General features: G+C 72.8%; 18 protein-coding genes. 8 read left to right on the forward strand and 10 right to left on the reverse strand.

The window, feature by feature from the left end; translation table 11 throughout:
• Positions 1-672, reverse strand: coding sequence for a fasciclin domain-containing protein (locus tag ABZ342_RS25495; protein ID WP_360477601.1), 672 nt, complete (start codon positions 670-672; stop codon positions 1-3).
• 110 nt (positions 673-782) lie between these two features.
• Positions 783-2,369 (reverse strand): molybdopterin-dependent oxidoreductase, encoded by a 1,587-nt coding sequence (locus ABZ342_RS25500; RefSeq protein WP_196425303.1) that lies wholly within the window; start codon positions 2,367-2,369, stop codon positions 783-785.
• A 206-nt stretch (positions 2,370-2,575) separates the two neighbouring features.
• On the opposite strand from ABZ342_RS25500, the gene sigK reads away from it, so the two are divergent.
• Both sigK and ABZ342_RS25510 read left to right on the forward strand, forming a co-directional pair.
• A complete protein-coding gene (sigK, locus tag ABZ342_RS25505) occupies positions 2,576-3,184 on the forward strand; it encodes an ECF RNA polymerase sigma factor SigK (protein WP_360477605.1) in 609 nt (202 codons plus the stop codon).
• Complete coding sequence (locus tag ABZ342_RS25510) at positions 3,181-3,876, forward strand: anti-sigma factor (RefSeq protein ID WP_360477608.1); 696 nt, start codon at positions 3,181-3,183, stop codon at positions 3,874-3,876. The genes sigK and ABZ342_RS25510 overlap by 4 nt, the downstream gene beginning before the upstream one ends.
• Positions 3,877-4,185: 309 nt before the next feature.
• Here the strand turns inward: ABZ342_RS25510 and ABZ342_RS25515 are convergent, their stop codons facing one another.
• Both ABZ342_RS25515 and ABZ342_RS25520 read right to left on the reverse strand, forming a co-directional pair.
• Complete coding sequence (locus tag ABZ342_RS25515; RefSeq protein ID WP_360477611.1) at positions 4,186-4,698, reverse strand: hypothetical protein; 513 nt, start codon at positions 4,696-4,698, stop codon at positions 4,186-4,188.
• Between the two features lie 26 nt (positions 4,699-4,724).
• The gene (locus ABZ342_RS25520; protein ID WP_360477614.1) at positions 4,725-5,780 is read right to left on the reverse strand and encodes an aldo/keto reductase; all 1,056 of its coding nucleotides are present in this window, start codon (positions 5,778-5,780) and stop codon (positions 4,725-4,727) included.
• A gap of 54 nt (positions 5,781-5,834) precedes the next feature.
• Between ABZ342_RS25520 and ABZ342_RS25525 the strand changes: the two genes are divergently transcribed.
• Positions 5,835-6,371 (forward strand): TetR family transcriptional regulator, encoded by a 537-nt coding sequence (locus ABZ342_RS25525; RefSeq protein WP_155542820.1) that lies wholly within the window; start codon positions 5,835-5,837, stop codon positions 6,369-6,371.
• On the opposite strand, the gene ABZ342_RS25530 is transcribed toward ABZ342_RS25525, so the two are convergent.
• Complete coding sequence (locus ABZ342_RS25530; RefSeq protein ID WP_360477617.1) at positions 6,358-7,317, reverse strand: pyridoxal-phosphate dependent enzyme; 960 nt, start codon at positions 7,315-7,317, stop codon at positions 6,358-6,360. The genes ABZ342_RS25525 and ABZ342_RS25530 overlap by 14 nt on opposite strands.
• Positions 7,314-7,958: a PAS domain-containing protein gene (locus tag ABZ342_RS25535; RefSeq protein ID WP_360477620.1), complete on the reverse strand. Its 645-nt coding sequence runs from the start codon at positions 7,956-7,958 to the stop codon at positions 7,314-7,316. The genes ABZ342_RS25530 and ABZ342_RS25535 overlap by 4 nt, the downstream gene beginning before the upstream one ends.
• 215 nt (positions 7,959-8,173) lie before the next feature.
• Between ABZ342_RS25535 and ABZ342_RS25540 the strand changes: the two genes are divergently transcribed.
• The 5 genes from ABZ342_RS25540 (at position 8,174) to ABZ342_RS25560 (ending at position 15,241) form a co-directional block, all read left to right on the forward strand.
• On the forward strand, positions 8,174-8,692 hold the full coding sequence (locus ABZ342_RS25540; protein ID WP_360477623.1) for a hypothetical protein: 519 nt from the start codon (positions 8,174-8,176) through the stop codon (positions 8,690-8,692).
• Entirely contained in the window at positions 8,689-11,541 is a 2,853-nt protein-coding gene (locus tag ABZ342_RS25545; RefSeq protein ID WP_360477626.1) for a M48 family metalloprotease, read from the forward strand. Before ABZ342_RS25540 ends, ABZ342_RS25545 begins: the two co-directional genes overlap by 4 nt.
• Positions 11,542-11,684: 143 nt before the next feature.
• Complete coding sequence (locus tag ABZ342_RS25550) at positions 11,685-13,235, forward strand: alpha/beta fold hydrolase (RefSeq protein WP_360477629.1); 1,551 nt, start codon at positions 11,685-11,687, stop codon at positions 13,233-13,235.
• Positions 13,236-13,424: 189 nt separating this feature from the next.
• Positions 13,425-14,570 carry a histidine kinase gene (locus tag ABZ342_RS25555; protein ID WP_360477631.1) on the forward strand — a complete coding sequence of 382 codons (1,146 nt, stop codon included), beginning with the start codon at positions 13,425-13,427 and terminating at the stop codon, positions 14,568-14,570.
• Positions 14,567-15,241 carry a response regulator transcription factor gene (locus tag ABZ342_RS25560; RefSeq protein ID WP_155542813.1) on the forward strand — a complete coding sequence of 225 codons (675 nt, stop codon included), beginning with the start codon at positions 14,567-14,569 and terminating at the stop codon, positions 15,239-15,241. Before ABZ342_RS25555 ends, ABZ342_RS25560 begins: the two co-directional genes overlap by 4 nt.
• A 24-nt stretch (positions 15,242-15,265) precedes the next feature.
• Here the strand turns inward: ABZ342_RS25560 and ABZ342_RS25565 are convergent, their stop codons facing one another.
• From ABZ342_RS25565 to ABZ342_RS25580, 4 genes are all read right to left on the reverse strand, one after another.
• Complete coding sequence (locus tag ABZ342_RS25565) at positions 15,266-16,129, reverse strand: serine hydrolase (protein WP_360477634.1); 864 nt, start codon at positions 16,127-16,129, stop codon at positions 15,266-15,268.
• Positions 16,130-16,245: 116 nt separating this feature from the next.
• Complete coding sequence (locus ABZ342_RS25570; protein WP_360477637.1) at positions 16,246-17,115, reverse strand: hypothetical protein; 870 nt, start codon at positions 17,113-17,115, stop codon at positions 16,246-16,248.
• Positions 17,115-17,609, reverse strand: a complete 495-nt coding sequence (locus tag ABZ342_RS25575; protein ID WP_155542810.1) for a SigE family RNA polymerase sigma factor — start codon at positions 17,607-17,609, stop codon at positions 17,115-17,117. Before ABZ342_RS25575 ends, ABZ342_RS25570 begins: the two co-directional genes overlap by 1 nt.
• Before the next feature lie 82 nt (positions 17,610-17,691).
• Entirely contained in the window at positions 17,692-18,009 is a 318-nt protein-coding gene (locus tag ABZ342_RS25580) for a DUF1048 domain-containing protein (protein WP_360477641.1), read from the reverse strand.
• Between the last annotated feature and the right edge of the window lies 1 nt (position 18,010).

Below are 18,010 nucleotides of genomic sequence, written 5' to 3' on the forward strand. Positions count from 1 at the left end.
TTACTTGTTGGTGCCCGGGGTCAGCACCTTGTCGATCACGAAGACCGTGGCGTTCTTCGTCGGGATGTTGCCGCACAGGATCTTCGCGCCGTTGACGGTCATGCTCTCGCCCGAGCCCTCGATCTTCAGCGGCCCACCCGCGGCGTTGAGCGAGTCCAGCGTGCCGGCCGACTCGAGACCCTTGGCGTCGTAGCGCTTGCCGACCACGTGGTACTGCAGGATCGGCGACAGCTCCGCCGGCTTGCCCGCCAGCTCGGCGAACTTCGCGTCACCCAGCGCCGCGAACGCCGGGTCGGCCGGCGCGAACACCGTGATCGCCGGCGCGCTGTTGAGCGTGTCGACCAGGTTGGTCGCCTTCACCGCGGCGACCAGCTTGGTCAGCAGCGGGTTCGTCGACGCCGCCGACGCGACGGGCTGCGGGCCCATCGAGTCCAGCGAACCCGGCGCGGAGCCCTGCGGCAGCTGCGAACAGGCCGGGCCGAACACGTCGGCGTTGGTGGTCACGCCGGTCGACGCGGCCGAGTCGGCCGACGACGACGGAGCGGCCATCGACGAAGTCGGGGCGGGGGCGCTGGAGCTGCCCGAAGATGCGGTGTCGCTGCCGCTGCACGCGGTGAGGGTCAGCGCGGCGGCCGCGGTCAGGCCGATTCCGGCAATACGAAGGTTACGCACGAGATTCACTCCAATTGATTACGCGGCTGAGGCGACCTTTTCGGTTTGCGCCTCTGTTACCGGTTATTCGGGACTCCGGGCGAGCCGGATTGGTGGTTCGGGAAGAAATTTCAGGCGGCCGTGAACGTGACGTTGTGCCAGCCGGTCGCCCCGTCGGGCACGGTGCCCGCGCGCATGTCGGTCTGCGTGTAACCGGACTTGTCGGTGGCGCGGCAGAACACCTGGTGCACCCCGGACGGGATGTCGAGCTCGGTCCACCACATCCGCCAGGTGTTCAGGTTGACCTCCTGCGACAGCGTCGTCTCCTGCCACGGACCCTGGTCGACGCGGACCTCGACCTTCTCGATCCCGGTGTGCTGCGCCCACGCCACGCCCGCCACCCGCACCTTTCCCGTGCGGACATTGGCGAAACCGCGGTGGGAGTCGATCCGCGACTCCGTCTTGATCGGCGCCTCCTGGCTCCAGCCGCGCTTGAGCCAGTACGCCTGGCGCGCGGCCCACGTCGTGACCTCGATGTCCACGACCCACTTCGTCGCCGACACGTAACCGAAGAGCCCCGGCGTGACCAGCCGGGCCGGGAACCCGTGTTCCAGCGGCAGCGGCTCGCCGTTCATCCCGATCGCGAGCATCGCGCCGCGGGCGCGGTCCTGCGCCGCGGCGACCGGCGTGCCCGAGGTCCAGCCGTCGACGCTGGTGCAGAACAGCTGCTCGGCACCGGGTTTCACGCCGGCTTCGGCGAGCAGGTCGGCCAGGTCGACACCGATGAAGTTCGACGTCGACACGTAGTCCCCGCCGACCTCGTTGGACACGCACGTCATGGTGACCGTGCGCTCGACCAGCGGCCGGGTGCGGATGTCGTTGTAGCTGAACCGGATTTCCCGGTCGACCATGCCGTGCAGGCGCAGGCTCCAGTCCTCGGTGCGCACCTGCGGGACCGACAACGCGGTGTCCACGCGGTAGAACTTGTCGTTGGGCGTGAGGAAGGGCGGGGTGCCCAGCTTCGAGAAGTCCGCGTCGGCCGGGATGGTCGGCGCGGTGCGCGCCGGGACCAGCTTGCCGACCGCTTCCCGCGACGCGGTGGCGTCGCGGGACGAGCTGATCAACCGGCCGCCCAGGCCCGCCGCGCCGGCGCCGACGACCACGCCGGCGCCCCCGAGCAGGAACGCCCGCCGCGACGTGCCGGTCTTTTCGCCGGAGTCCGGCTCCCGCCACACGCGCGGCGCGATGCGGTGCAGCAGCAGGAAAACGGCGATGCCCACGACCAGGCTGGCGATCGGGGCCAGCAACGCCACGAACGTCAGGTCCGGACGCTGGTACACGGCGAAGGCGCCGACCAGGCCGAACAGTGCGATCAGCACGGTCCCGGGCACCGGCGACCGTCGCGAAAGGACACCCGCCAGCGCGGCGACCCCCACCATCACCACGGCCATGCTGCCCAGCAGCACCAGCTTGTCGTAGGTGCCGAAGGTGCGGACGGCGAAGTCCTTCAGCTCGATCGGGGTGAGGTCGATGGCGCCGTTGCCCACCGCCAGGTAAGGCGAGGCGTTGATGTTGATGAAGCCCGCCACGAGGTGCCCGGCGGCCAGCGCGGCGGCGAGGGCGAGGACACCGGTGAACGCGGCCGCGAAGAACCGGAGCCGTGTCCGCCGGGGCGGAGCGGGACTGTCGGGTGGGAGCGTCACTGAGGGAGCGGCCATGTCCCGTATTCGGCCCCGGTCTCGTGAGGTATGGGTCCTGTGACCACACCGACACCGGAGACCGCCCGAACAGGTGACGGCCGACACCGCCGGACATCCGGACCAATACGCGGGGGCCCGACCGACGAATCACCGGTGATAGCTCGCCCGCGGCGTACTCCGTCCGCCACGGGCCCGGGCTCGGCTCCGGCCGGGAAGGATTCGCCATGGCCGCCGCGCGCGCCGCACTGACCGCTCTCCGACCACCACCCGACAGCACCCCCGGCCCGGCGCCGACGTCCGAGGAGCTCCTCGGACGCGTCGCACTCGGCGACGAGCAGGCGTTTTCCCTTCTGTACGACCGTCTCGCCGGCCCGATCTTCGGAACCGTGCTGCAGGTGCTGCGTTCCCGGCCCCACGCGGAAGAGGTCACGCAGGAGGTCCTGCTCGAGATCTGGCGCAAGGCCGCGCAGTTCGACCCGGCCCGCGCCAAGGTCACGACCTGGGCGCTGACCATCGCGCACCGCCGGGCCGTCGACCGGGTCCGCTCCGAGCAGTCCGCGCGCGACCGCGAGGACCGCGTCGACCTGCTCGACGTCCGGCAGCCCTACGACGACGTCGTCGAGACCGCACTGTCCACAGAGGACCATTCGGAGGTCCGCGCGGCGATGTCCGCCCTGACCGAGCTGCAGCGGGAATCCCTCCTGCTCGCCTATTACCACGGACTCACCTGCCGGGAGGTCGCCGAAAAGCTCGGCGTCGCGATCGGCACCGTCAAGACCCGCATGCGCGACGGCATGATCCGCCTGCGGGACGCGTTGGGAGCGACCCGATGACCACCGCCGACGTCCACACCCTGACCGGCGCGTACGCCCTCGACGCGGTCACCGACCTCGAACGGGCCGTGTTCACCCGGCACCTGGCCGAGTGCTCGGTCTGCGAGGGCGAGGTCGCCGAGTTCCGCGCGACCGCCGCGAAGCTCGGACTGGCGATGGCGGCCGCCCCCGCCGCCCGGCTGCGCAGCCGGGTCCTCACCGAGATCACGGCGACGCGGCAGCTCCCGCCGTCGATCACCACCGGGCCGCGGCCGCGCCGGTGGCGCAAGCGCGTGACCGTCGCGATGGCGGCGGTCGCCGCGGCGGCCGCGCTCCTCGCCGGCGGCATCGGCATCGGCGCGCTCCAGTCCCCCTCGACGCCGAGCGTGCAGGTCGCCTTGCCCGCACCCGACGTGGTCACGCTGGGCGCGCCGGGCGATTCGGGCGGTTCGGCGAAGGTGACCTTCTCCCGGCAACGCGGCGAAGCGGTCATCACGACGGACGCACTCCCGGCGCTCGACGGCGGCCACGCGTACCAGGTGTGGCTGATCGGCCGGCGCGGCGCGCAGTCCGCCGGGCTGCTGCACTCGGGGTCCGGCACGGTGACGGCGGCGCTACCGTCGGACGTCGACCGCATCGGCATCACCACGGAACCCGCCACGGGGTCCCCGCAACCGACGGCACCGGCGGTGGTCCGGCTGCCGATCAGCTGATCCGGCAGGCAAGGCACAGGCCGGCGCGCCGAGGGGGAGGGGGCGCACCGGCCTGCAGCGAAGACACTAACCCGGCGGCTACGACTTCGCGCGCTCATCGACGGTTTGGACACCGGATTTCGCAGCGGACGGCGGTGAGGGCTTTACTGACGGCCGCGCGAGCTGACGAAGTCGACAAGGAGACCCGGGCAAGACCCGTAGTGCCCACGGTCCACGTCGTCGGCTACTGCCGGCGCCGGCTCGCAGAACATCGAGTCCGCCCAGAAGAAGCACAGCCTCGAGAACGACGCCGGGTCCGAGACGCGGAGATCATTCGTCCTCGACAGGGCCGCGGTACCAAAGGCTGATCGTGTAGCCCTCGAGGCCCGCGTGCCGGCCGAGCTGTTCCAGGGCGTCCGGTTCGGTGCTCTCGAGGGCTTCGCGGAGGACCCGGCGGGCTTCGTCGCGACCGTGGTGGGTGACGGCGACGTCGTACTCCCCCGGTCCGGTCGCCAGCTCGAAGTCGGCGACCTCACCCGTCGGCGAGCCGAGGACGAGCCGGCCGGTGGGGCACTCGAGGGAGAGCCGAGGCTTGCCGGCCGAGCGCCCGGGCTCGTCGTCCCGGACCAGGACGCGCACGGTGACCGGGAACAGATCCTGGACGCAGCCGATGAACAGCTCGTAGCCGGTACTGGCCGAGATGGCCGTCTCCAGCTGATCGATGGCTTCGGCGCTGCCGACGCCGGCGTCGTTGTCCTGGTCGTGCAGGGTGATGAGGCGATAGCTCGCCACAGTCGTCATGGCGAATTCGGCGATCGGGTGCACGCCCTCGGCTTCGGCCATCGTCGTCTCTGCCTAAAAGCGCCGGCTCACGCCACGGGAACCAGCGGAGCGTCCAGCAGGCTCCGGTCCCCGTCGGCGCCGTGGGCCAGCGCCGCCGCCACGTCCTCGTGTGGTGTGCCCAGCCTGATCTCGCCGGCCTCGTCCAAGGACCGGCTCTGCTTCTCGCTCAGCTCCACCGTCAAAGCGTCGAGGTAACCCTCCAGGTGGGCCGGCGTGCGCGGGCCCACGATCGGGATCATCGACGTCCCCGCCCGCGCGGCGCGATGGCGCAACCACGCCAAGGCCACCTGGACCGGACCCGTGCCGATCTCCTCGGCCACCGCGAGAACCACGTCGACCACGGCCGCCGCCTCGGTTGCCGCTGTTCCTCGGGCGCTGAGCCGTCCCTGCTCGCCGTGCCGGTACTTGCCCGTCAGCAGACCGCCCGCCAACGGCGAATACAGCACGACGCCCAGCCCGTGGGCCCGCGCCATCGGGATGAGCTCCCGCTCCGCGGACCGCTCGGCCAGGCTGTACTCGATCTGGATGCCGGCCAGTGGCGCGCGCCCGGTCAGCTCCGAGCGGACGGCGGCGCCCGCGACGCGCCAGGCCGGGAAGTTCGACAGTCCGCCGTAGCGGATCTTGCCCGCTCGGGTCAGGTCCTCGAAGCCGGCCAGGATCTCCGATGCCGGGGTCACGCCGTCGGGGAAGTGCGGCATGAAGATGTCCACGTAGTCGGTCTTCAGCCGCCGCAGGCTCTCCTCCAGCGAACGGATCATCGTCTTGCGGCTGTTGCCCGTCGTGCCCGGCCGGACCTGGGCCTGCCGGGTCCCGCTGTACTTCGTGATCACCACGAAGTCGTCGCGCTCACGACCGAGGAGATCGCCGAGGACGGTCTCCGCCTCGCCGCTCTGGTAGATGTTCGAGACGTCGAACGTGGTGCCGCCGGCCGCGACGAAGGCCTCGAAGATCGCCTTGGCGCCCGGCAGGCCCGTGGCGGTGGGCGCCGACCCGAAGTTGGCCGTGCCCAGGACGTACTCCGAGACCCGCAGGCCGGTCTGTCGTCCGAAGGTCTGGTAGCGCACGAGAGTCTCCTGGGGCACGAGCGATGGGGTAGGGTTCGGACGTTACCAGAAAAAACGAATGGTCGTTCTTTTATGCCGAGAGTCACCCAAGCCCACCTCGACGCGCGGCGCCGGCAGATCCTCGACGCCGCCCGCGCCCGCTTCGCCACCCACGGCTTCGCGCGGACGTCCATGACCGATATCGTCGAAGCCTCCGGCCTCTCCGTCGGCGCGATCTACCGGTACTTCAAGGGCAAGGACGAGATCGTCGCCGCCATCTGCGACCAGGCGGGCCAGGCGCTGCCCGCCGAGCTGACCGCCGAGTCCGTCCACGCCTTCCTCCAGCACGTCCGCACCCTGGCGCGCGAGGAGGACCACGCGCGGCTGGTCGCCCAGATCTACGCCGAGGCCGCCGTCTCCCCGCCGCTCGCCGCCCTCGTCGACCGGCAGCTCGACGACCTGCGCGGCGCGGTCGCCGCGCTCCTCCCCGGCCGCGAGCCGGCCGAGGCGGCCCGCATCGCCGAAGCCTTCGTGGCCCTCTGCCACGGCTACACCCAGCAGCTCGCCGTGCGCGGCGACCTCGACCCGGCTCCCTTCACCGCGGCGTTGCTGGCCATCACCGGGTCGTGAGCTCCGCGAAGCGTTCCGGGCTGACGTTCCCGCCGCTGATGATCACCCCGACCCGGCCGGACGCGGTCACCTGACCGCTGAGCAGGGCGGCCAGGCCGGTCGCGCCGCTGGGCTCGAGGACGAGCTTGAGGCGTTCGAAGGCGAATCGCATCGCTTCGCGCACAGCGTCGTCGGAGACCAGCGCGATGTCGTCGACCAGGTTCCGGTTGATCGAAAAGGTCAGCTCGCCCGGGATCGAGGCGGCCTGGCCGTCGGCGATGGTCCGCGGGACGGGGATCGAGACGCGTTCGCCCGCCTCGAGCGAGCGCTTGGTGTCGTCGCCCTCCTCGGGTTCGACGCCGACGACGCGGATGCCGGGCCGCAGCGCCTTCGCGGCGGTCGAGCTGCCCGCGATCAGACCACCGCCGCCGACCGGGACGACCAGGGTGCCGACCGGGCCCGCGTCTTCGAGCAGTTCCAGCGCCGCGGTGCCCTGGCCGGCGATGACGTGCGGGTGCTCGTACGGCGGGATCAGCGCCAGTCCCCGGTCGGCCGCCAGCGCCTCGCCGAGCGCGACCCGGTCGCCGGTGTAGCGGTCGTAGGTGACGATCTCGGCGCCGTACCCCCTGGTGGCGTCCACTTTGGACTGAGGGGTGTCCTCGGGGACCAGGATGACCGCGCTGCTCCCGAGTTCGCGGGCGGCGAGCGCGACGGCTTGGGCGTGGTTGCCGGACGAGTACGCGGCGATCCCCTTGGCCAGCTGCTGCGGCGAGAGCCGCGAAGCGGCGTTGTACGCGCCGCGGAACTTGAAGGCCCCGATGCGCTGGAGGTTCTCGCACTTCAGCAGGACTTCGGCGCCGACGAGGTCGTCGAGGGTGCGCGAGCGCACGACCGGGGTCCGGTGGGCGACGCCGGCCAGGCGGGCGGCGGCGTCGCGGATGTCGTCGAAGGTCACTGGCGGGGTCATGAGGCTCCTGGGGCGCGGATTTCGGCGAGGTAGGTGTAGGCGGAGGCGCGGGAGATGCCGATCCGGGCGGCGACCTGGGGCACCGCGCGCCGGACGGCGAAGACGCCGCGCTCGTGCAGGCTGCGGAACAGGTCGAGGCGTTCGTCGCGGCTCAGCGCGGCCCACGGCTTGTTCAGGCGCAGCTGGTGTTCGTCGACGATCGCGTCCACGACCGCGCCGACGTCGTCGCCGAACGTCGTGGTCGGTGTCTCGGTGGCTGTCCCGGTCTCGGCCAGCTCGCCGACGAGAGTCCGCAGCTGCCCGAGGGCCGTCACGTCGAGGTTGACGCACAGCGCGCCGAACACCGCGCCGCCGCTGTCGCGCAGCAGCATGGTGGACGACTTCACGAGCTTCCCGGACGCGGTGCGGGTGACGTAGTTCAGCTGGTCCTCGGCGTCGTCGCCGCGTGCCAGCAGGCCCATGCCGATTTCGCTCATCGACCCGCCGACGCTGCGTTCGGTGACCGATCCGGCGATCGCCACCACCGACGTCTCCGGGCGGCGGAAGTCGTGGACGACGACTTCGCAGAACGAGCCCAAGGTCGCCGCGATGCCGTCGGCCACCGGAGCCAGCGCGGCGAGGATCGCGTCCCGCTCAGACATCGCGCGCCCGGGCGAGCGCTTCGACAGGGTGCTCGTTGCTCACCGGACTGACTGTACAAGCCTTGGACGAACAGTCCAGATGACGCCCGTCACCCGGGACGAGGCGCGGCGTCCGCCAGAAGAAAGTTCGGCCGCCGCTGTAACTCCCGGCGCACGCGCGACGACTGACGCCCCGTGCTGTTCGTGCTGTGTGAGCGTGTGGATCGGATGAACGGATGACCGGGATGCCCCGTCCGGAGAACGTCGGCCGCGAGAGCCGCGAGAGCGAGGTGCCGCCCGCCCGGATCACGATCGATTTCGCGGACCTCGCGCGGGAAGTGGTCGCCGAGGTCGCCCCTCGGCAGTTGCCCTACCTCGCGCTGGTGACCGCCGAGTGGACGGCCGGGAAGGATCCCCGCCGGTCCGCGAAAGGCTGGTCCGGCGGCGAGGTCCGGTTCGGGGGAACGGACTTCTCGGTGCTCGGCACCATCATCTTCCCGCTGCTGACGAACACGGCCGGGCAGGTGCTGGGCGCGGCGGGGTTCGCCGGTCTGCAACGCCGCCGGTGGTGGCGCCGGCGACCGCCGGCGGCGAGGCCGGCGCAGCTCGTCCTGGACGTCGACCGGATCGACGAGATCCGGGCCGCGTGCGTCGACCACGGCCGGACGCTCGGCCTGAACGAGGCCGAGGCGACGCTGCTGAGCGACGCCGTGCACGGTGTCCTGCGCCGGGCGGCGGACGGGGGACGCGGGTGAGCGCCCCCGTCCTCCCGGCCGCGGACGAGCCCGAGGCCGGGCACCGCCTGCGCGCCGTGCCCGCACCGTCGCGCCTGTGGTGGGTCTACGTCCTGGTCACGCTCGCACTCGCCGCCACCGGTGCGGGCGCCGCCGAGGCCCTGTTCGTCACGCACGACTTCGGCGACTACACCGCGGCGCAGGATTGCCTGGCCCGCAACGGGATTTCGATCTCCGAGACGACGCAGCCGGTTTCCGCCGGGCCGGTCTACGCCACCTGTACGCGCGACTACGACCGGCGGCTCGCGTTCACCAGCCTCGCCGGGGCGGCCGCGTTGCCCGCCGCGGCCGGGCTCCTGATGGTCCTCGGCGGCCTGGGCACGCGCCGGCGGCTCCGGGCCTCCCGGCTCGCCGGGGTGCCGCCCGCCGACCTCGAGCCGCTGACCGCCCGCTTCCGGACGTTGTGCGACAGCCAGGGCCTGACCGGACGCCGCCGGCCGCGGCTGGTGGTCGCCCCGCCCGCGACGGCCGTCACGGACGCGTTCACCGCCGGCCTGCCCGGCGGCCGACCCTGGGTCGTCGTCCCCCAGGCCTGCGCCTACGCCGATCAGGCCGCGTTCGACGTCGTCGTGCTGCACGAGCTGGGTCACGTCCGCGCGCGGGACATCTGGTGGGCCTCGGCGGTCTGGTGGGCCGGCTGGCTGGTCTTCCCGGTGCTGGTCCTGGCGTTGCTCCCGATCATGGGCGTGCCCGAGGCGATGTGGGACTTCTACGGCGGATCGCTGATCGTGGCCGCGGTCACCGCCGTCGCGCTGATCGTGGTCCGCGCGGCACTCCTGCGCCACCGCGAGCTGGCCGCCGACCGGTACGCGGTGGACGCCACGGGCGATCCGGACGTCATGGCCACCGTCCTGCGCGCCGGAAGCAGCCCGGTTTCGTGGCCGGGCCGGGTGTTCCGCACGCATCCGGCGGTGTCGGACCGGCTCGCGCCGGCCGGCCGCGGTGCGCACTGGGACGGCGGTTTCGTCTTCACCACCGCCGCCGGCGTCGTGGCGATGCTGACCTACCACGGCGTCCAGGCCGTGCTCAGGAACCTGCTCGGCTTCGTCGACGAGGATCCGCGGCTGTCCGCCGACGTCGCGCTGACCGTGGCTGCGCTGCTCTGGACGACGGTCGTGCTGCCCGCGTGGACCCGCCGGGCCGCGCGGGAGAAGCCCGCGTGGGCGGGCCCCCGGGCCGGTGCCGTGCTCGGGCTGGTCGCCGGGTTCTGCCTGCCGACGCCGGGGGCGAGCGCCGCGATCACCGACTTCTTCGCTCCGGAACGGCCGCTGCTGGTCGTCGTGCTGACGCTGGCCGCGTTCGCGGTCGGCGTGCTGACGTCGGCGATCGCGACCCGCCTCGCCGTTCCCGCGGGCAGCGTCCCGCGCCACCGGCTGAGCCTGGCCGGCGCCGCGCTCGCCGTCGCGGTCACCCTGGCGGCGGCCGTCGGCGGGGCCGCGTCGTCGGTGGCGACCTACCTCCTGTTCCACGACCCGGCGGTCGCTCGCGGGCACGTCGCCGGGCTCGGCAGTGATCGTGCGTGGCAGTACGCCCCGGCGGTGCTCCTGGCCGGGCTCGCGGCGGTCGCCGCGCGGTCGCGGTGGCGCCGGCCCCGGCCGGTCGCCGGGGCGGTGATCGCGGTGACGGCCCTGGCCGGGGGAACCGCCGCCGCGCTGTCCTTCTTCGTAAGGGTGCACGACGTCCAGGACGACAGCGTCCGGTACGTCCTGGCCTACCAGCGGTGGTGGATCTGCGCGTTCGCCGGGCTGGTCGCGGCCGTGGCCGTCGTGCTCGCGAACCGGCGTCGCGGCGCCGCCCTGGCCGGGGTGGCGCCGGCGCTGGCCGGTGGCCTGCTCGTCACCACCGTCGCCGGGGCCATCCAGTACACGGCCGTCCGGATCGCCGGCTACGCCCGGGAATCGACGGTGTTCCAGCAGTCCGTCCAGCTTCCCGGCTGGCTCCTGGTGGTCGCGCTGATCGTCACGCTTCCGCTGACTTCGCCGCTCGTGTCCGCCTGGGCGCGCCGGAACCCGCGGTGGGGCGCGGCGGCCTGGGCCGTGGGGTCCGGTGCCGCCACCGTCCTGCTGGCCGTGGCCCTGGTCGGCGGTGGGCTCTCGGCGGTGACCGTCGCCGAGTCCGACTACGCGGCCGGTCGAGCGGTCGCCGCGCTGGCCGTGCCGGCTCCGGCCCCGCCGGTGGCCCCGCCGACGGCGGCGGACCACGGCCGGCCGCTGGACGAACCGGCCGTCACCGCGGCACTCTCGCGCCTTCCCGCGCTCCTTCCCCCCGACGCGCGGCTCGAGGACAACGCACCATCGGCGCCGGAAACGGTGACCCCGCCCGCCTGTGACGCCGCGGAAAAGAGCCTCAGCGCCACCGAGAAGGCCCTGCCGCGCACCGCCGACGTCGAGCGCACCTACGCCTTCGCGGCGGACGGCACCGTCGGCGGCGGATTCGTGTCGGCATCGATCACGTCCTACACCGGCGTCGACGACCTGTTCTCCACGATGGACGACGCCCTGAGCGCGTGCGCGCGTTTCCGCACCCCGCAGAAGAACTTCGACGGCGGTTACCTCGACGGCGTCCTCACCCCGGGACCGGCGCCCGCGCTCCCCCAGCCGGCTCGCACGCGCAACCGCTCGCTGACCGGGCGGTTCCACGGCAAGCCCGCCGCCGTCATCAGCCGGGACTACACTGTCCACATCGGACACAACGTCGTCTTCGTCGAAGTCTACTTCGGATACATCCGGACGCCGCCGCCGCAGGACGTGCTGCGGAAGTTCGACCGGCTCCTGACCGACGTGACGGCCGGCCTCGCGGGATCCCTCTGAGCCCGTTGTCCCCCGGGCGAGCTACTCGGACTGCTCGCTCCGGGGTGACGTTTTCGCCGCCCCGATCTCGATAACTTCGTCGCCTTCACCGCGTGCGGCGGACCGCAAGGGGTTCGCCGGCGCGGAAATCGGAGGGCGAGCACATGAGCAAGACACGCGGGTCCGGGCGACGGAGCCACCGGTTCGCCGCGGCCCTGGCGGTCACCGGCCTGACCGTTCTCGGCGTGGCCGCCTGTGACAGCGCGGACGACGAGGACACCCCCGCGGCGGCGGCTCTCCCGTGGGGCCCGTGCCCGGCGGCGGCGCCCGGCACGGCCCGGGATCCGCGGCTCACCTGCGCGAAGGTGAAGGTGCCGCTCGACTACGGCCATCCGGACGGCGCGTCGATCGAGGTCGGGATCTCCCGCCTGGGCGCCACCGACCCGGCGAAGCGCCACGGCGTCCTGCTGCTGAACCCGGGTGGCCCCGCGCTGCCGGGTCTCGACACGCCCAGCGCAATGGCGCCGACGTTGCCCAAGTCCGTCCTGGACGGCTACGACCTGATCGGCTTCGACCCGCGCGGCGTCGGGACCAGCACCCCGCAGAGCTGCGGCCTCGACAACCTGAGTATCGCCGCGCTCTTCCCCTACCCCGCCGCCGACGGCTCGATCGACGCGAACGTCCAGGCCGCCCGCGCGACGGCCGCGAAGTGCGCCGCGAAGCCCGATCTGCGCTACTTCACCACGGCCAACACCGCGCGCGACCTCGACCGCGTCCGCGAAGCCCTCGGCGAAGCCAAGATCTCGTACTGGGGCCAGTCCTACGGCACCTACCTCGGGACCGTCTACCGCGCGCTGTACCCGGCCCGGACCGACCGCATGATCCTGGAGGGCAACGTCGATCCCGCCCACGTCTGGGCCGGGGAAGCGGAGAGCTGGGGCAAGGGCATGGCCGAGCGGTTCCCCGACGCGGCCGCCGTCGCCGCCGCGCAGAACGCCGCCCTCGGGCTCGGCGCCACCCCCGAGGAGGTCACGCGGAACTACCTCGCGCTCGCCGACCGGCTCGACCGCCGGCCGGCCCCGGTGCCCGGCACACCGCAGGCGCTGAGCGGGGCGCTGCTGCGCGGCGTCACCTACGCCCTGCTGCTCCACAACGACACGCTCCCGGTGCTCGCCCAGGTCTGGAAAGCGGCCGCGGACCTGGCCGACGGGCACGTCACCGACGCCGACGGCAAGGTGCTCCAGCAGGTGTTCGCCGACTCCCCGGCGGCCCCGGGCGTGCCGGCGGACAACCAGGCGACCGTGTTCCTCGCGCTGACCTGCGGTGACGCCGAGTGGTCCCACGACGTCGGCAGCTACGCCCAGCGCACGGCCGCCGACCGCAAGGCCTGGCCCCTGAGCGCGGGCATGCCGGCGAACATCTGGCCGTGCGCGTTCTGGCCGCAGCCGATCGAGAAGCCGGTCGCCGTGACCACCGGTGGCGCGCGCAACACGCTGATCCTGCAGAACCGCCGCGACCACGCGACCCCGTGGGACTCCGGCGTCGGCCTGCACCGCGCGTTGGGCGACGGGGCCGCGTTCGTCGGCGTCGACAACGGCGGGCACTACGTCTACCACGAAGGTTCGGCCTGCGCCGACAACGCGACGGTGGCGTTCCTCGACACCGGCCGGCTGCCGGACCAGGACCTCGACTGCACCGACGTCAAGCGGCCGTGACCCCGGCCGGGCGGCGGCCGTCCCGGGGAGGGGCGGCCGCCGCCCGGTGGCGGAAAGTCCGCGGATTCAGCACCGAACTGCCCCGGCGGACCCTGATTCCTGCCCCCGGAACCACTCGGGACTCCTTCGTGCGAACGCCTTTCCCGCCGGGACGACCGGGGCGTGCCGGACCTCGCTAGGCTCCCCGCCATGCCGAAGCTGGGACGTCTCCGGGACCGCTGGGCGGACGTCACCCCGGAGGTCCGGGACCTGGCCCTCGCCGTGGCCGTCACGGCCGCCGCTTTCGTGCCGGGGCTCGGGATGATCGGGGCCCAGTTCGGCGACCTGCCGAGGCACGACGGCGGATTCCTCGCGGTGCTGCTGGTGCTGGGGCAGACGCTCCCGCTGGCGGTGCGCAGCCGGTGGCCCGCGGCGACCCTCGTGCTCATCGCGATCTGTTTCGGGGCGCACGAAGTACTCGCGTACCCACCGACGATCGGCAGCCTCGCGCTGTACTTCGCGCTCTATTCCGCCGGGGCGCGCGAGGAGCGGTTCCGCCGGGCGCTGCCCGCGGCGATATCCCTGGGGTACCTGGTCTTCGCGGTCTCGGTCACCTTGCGCGGATCCCCCACGGGCGTGCTGACCTACCTCCTGTACTACGCGGTCCTGGTCGTGTTCTGGTCGCTGGGCACCCTGGTGCGGCAACGACGGCGGCAGGAGGCCGAACGGCGGCGGCTCACCGCGCGGGCCGCGGCGGCGGACGAGCGGGCACGGCTCGCCCGCGAACTGCACGACGTCGTCACCCACCACGTCACGGCCATGGTGGTGCAGGCCGACGCCGCGCGGTACCTCCCGCCCGAGAACGCCCCCGGGGTGTTCGCCGCCATCACCGGCTCGGGTCGCGACGCCCTCACCGAACTCCGGTTCCTGCTCGGCGTCCTCGAAGCGACCGGCGCGCGCACACCGGGCCTGAGCGCCCTGCGCACCCTCGTCGACCAGCCGGGCCGGGTGGTCGAGCTCGTCGAAGCGGGCGAACGGCCGGAGCTGCCGCCGGAAACCGAGCTCACCGCGTACCGGATCGTGCAGGAAGCACTGACCAACGCGGCGAAGTACGCCGCCGGCCGTCCCGCGACGGTGCGCGTCGGCTACCGTGCCGACCTCCTCGAAATCGAGGTGACCACGCGGGGTCCGGCAACCTCGCCCGGCGTTCTCGGCTCCGGTGGACGCGGGCTGGCCGGGCTGCGCGACCGGGTCGGCGCGCTCGGCGGCCGGTTCACCGCCGGGCCCGCGGAGGACGGATTCCGCGTCAGCGCGCAATTCCCGACCGGCGGCACCCCGGTGGGGAGCGACCGGTGACCGGCGACCCGATCCGGGTGCTGATCTGCGAGGACCAGCAGCTCATCCGGGCGGGGTACGTGGCCGTCCTCGGCGCCCAGCCCGACATGGCGGTCGTCGGGCAGGCCGCGAACGGCCGCGAAGCGCTCACCGAGATCGGCCGGCTGCGCCCGGACGTCGTCGTGATGGACATCCAGATGCCGTTCCTGGACGGGATCGAGGTGACCCGCCGCGTCGCCGGCCCCGGCGCGGAGACCCCGGCGAAGGTCCTGGTCGTCACGACGTTCAACGTCGGCCAGTACGTCTACGACGCGCTCCGGGCCGGGGCGAGCGGGTTCCTGCTCAAGGACGCGCCCCTGGACGAGCTCGCCGCCGGGGTCCGCACGGTGGCCCGCGGCGAGTCGCTGCTCTCCCCCGCGGTGACCCGGACGCTGATCGGCCGGTACGCCGACCGGATCCAGCCGGCGGCACCCGCCGGAGGTCCGCTGGAGCGGCTCGCGCCCCGGGAGCTGGCGGTGCTGGAGCTGATCGCCGGCGGCCTGTCGAACGCGGAGATCGCGGCCGAACTGGTGCTGAGCGTGGAAACGGTGAAGACCTACGTCTCGCGGATCCTCACCAAGCTCGACCTGCGGGACCGGGTGCAGGCCGTGGTGCTGGCCTACCGGACCGGGCTCGTCAGCGCCGCGGGGTGAGCGCGGCGCCGGCGGCCGTCGCCGTCATCCGGTCCCCGGCCCCGGCGCGAAACCGGGGTCGACACGGCCGAACAGTTGCTGGGCCACGGTTTCGCACACCTCGGCCCCGTACCGGTGCTCGTCACCCCGGTCCGGGTAGTGGACCATGACCGCGAGCACCCAGTGGTCCCAGATCGCCAGGCAGTTCACCGCCCACCAGGTCCCGTGCCGGGTCCAGCCGTTCTTGACGGCGGGAGACCGGCCCGCGAGCGCCGGTGCCTCCGCGATGCCGAAGGCGGTGGCGGGATCGACCGACCGCATGAGCCCGAGCAGCTTGTCCCGCCACTGCGGGCTCACCCCCGGGCCGCGGACCACGCAGCGGCCGAGCTCGGTCGCGTCGGGCGCGGACATCGTGGTCTTGGACCACCAGCCCGGGTGGACGAGTGTGTCGTGCAACCCGCAGGTCGAGATCATGCGCCGGATCGAGGCGTCCCCGCCGAGCCGGAGGTACAGCGTCTGGGCGGCGCGGTCGTCGCTGACCCGGATCATCCGGGTCACCCGGGCCTCGTCTTCGGCCGGGATCCGCGAGTCCCGCGACGCGAGGAAGTCCACGGCCAGCCAGATCTTGATCATCGATTCGGTGGTGTTGCGCAACGTCCCGTCGCCGACCACGGCACCGGTGCCGAGCTCCCGCAACGCCCAGGACAGCTCGCCCCGGACCTCGACGGCCACCTTGCCGCCGTCCGGACCCGGCAGGGCCGCCCGGGTGGCCGGGAAGCCCGGCGTCGACGGTGGGTGGGAGACGGGCTTTCCCGCCGTGGCCGGCGCTTTCGCGGGACGAAGCCGGACCGCCGCCGTGAGCGAACCGAAGACGAGACCCACCAGGACGACGAGCAGGAAGGCACGCATCGAAGCTCCTGACGGCCGCGGCGGGCTTCTCGCCCGCAGGGATGTGGTCCGGGGGTCCCGTCGACGGTTCGGCCGTGCACCGGGACAGCCGGGCGCGGCGGCCGTCCCGGCTGTCCTCAGCGGTCGAGCCGGACCGAGTCCAGCAACGCCCGCGCGGCCCGCTCGTTGGCGGGCGAGCTGTCGATTTCGACGGTGTAGGCCCCGACCGCCCGGTGCTGGTGCACGGGCAGCGGGTCCTGCGGGAAAGCGCTGTCCGCGAAGTGGCTCGTCAGCGACACGGTCAGGGAGAAGCACCGGCTGTCGAGCGGGGCTTTCCCGATCACGGCGCCGGGGCACAGCACCAGGGTGTTGGTCTCGGGCTCGCTGGTGAACGAGCCGATCTCCTGCCCCTCGGGCACCCGCACCGACTTGAGCGGCGACGCGACCACCGGCGGCGTGGTGCCGATCTTCCCCAGCAAGGTCAGCATTTCCCCGGCCGTCATGGGCTTCGTGGTCCTCGCCCAGATCCACCGGTCCGGTCCGTCCTGCCACATGACCGACTTCGGGTTCGGGAGCTGACCGGCGGCCGTCGGCTTCGCGGCCAGGGCACTGGCCGGTGCGGCGCCGTCACGGACGTCGATCTCGAACGCGTACTGGTGGGCCTGCCCGTAGTGCAGGGCGGCGAAGTGCGGCCGGGTGGACCACATCAGCAGGCCCCAGGAGCTGTCCTGGAGGCTGATCGCCGGCGCGGGCGGGGGTACCGTCCCGGCGGCCGGCGCGGCGGACGCCGAACTCGCGAGCGTCGCCGGCGGTACCGTCGCGACGCCCCGGTCCAGCAGCGCGACGGCACCGGCACCGAGGGCGGCCACGGTGAGCGTCACGGCCGCGACGCTGATCGTGCGGCGGCGCCGGATCCGGCGGGTCACGGCGGCGAGCACGTCGCCGGGGTCGGGCGCCAGGGACTCCCGGGCGCGCAGGGCGCGACGCACGTCGTCGAGGTCGGTCATCACACGCTTTCCTTGCCTTCCTTGAGCTGGACACGCAGCGCGCTCAAGCCGCGCGAGATGTGGCTGCGCACGGTTCCGGGCGCGCAGCCGAGGACCGCGGCGATCTCGTCGTCGTCGCGGTCCTCGTAGAACCGGAGCACGATCGACGCCCGCTGGGCGCGGCTCAGCCCCGCGAGCAGGCCGGTGAGGTGGTCGGCTTCGGCGATCCGCGACGCCGGATCGGGCGCGGTCGGCTCGCCGAACCCGGTGACGTCGGAGGCGGAGTGCACCGACCGCTGATACCACCGGCGGCGCCAGCCGAGGTAGCCGTTGACGACCATCTTCCGCAGGTACAGGTCCGGCCGGTCCGCGGCCGCCACCCGCCGCCATCCCTGGTGCGCGCGCACCAGTGCGTCCTGCACCACGTCCTGGGCCAGCTCACGGTCACCGGTCAGCACGCCCGCGAAGCGCACCAGGCCGGGCAGTTGCTCACGTGAGAACTCTTCGAACTGCACACCCTAAAGATGCCGCTACCCCGGCGGGCTGTTGCGCTTCCGCCGGGAAAATTCCGGATGTGCCGCTTTCCGCACTGACCGGCTACGTCCCCGGCTTCTCCTTGATCGAATCCTGGTAGATGTCGGCGTAGGTCCGGGAGTCCTTGATCAGCTCGTCGCAGAAGGCGGCGACGTCTTCGCCGATCACCTCCAGGACTCCCCTACCGGTCGCCGCGCCCTCCTCGAAGAAGTCGACGATGCCCGAGAGCAGGTTGCCCTCGAGCAGGTCGACCGGGCCGACCTTGAAGAGGTACTTCTGCATTTCCTGGTAGACGATCCGGTAGTCCGGCGGGAGCGCCTTGACCCGCGCCTGGTGCGCCCGCCACTGCTTCTTGCCCTCGATGATGTCGTGGATGCCCATG

Source organism: Amycolatopsis sp. NPDC005961 (genome assembly GCF_040629235.1).
GTDB classification, from domain to species: Bacteria; Actinomycetota; Actinomycetes; order Mycobacteriales; family Pseudonocardiaceae; genus Amycolatopsis; species Amycolatopsis camponoti.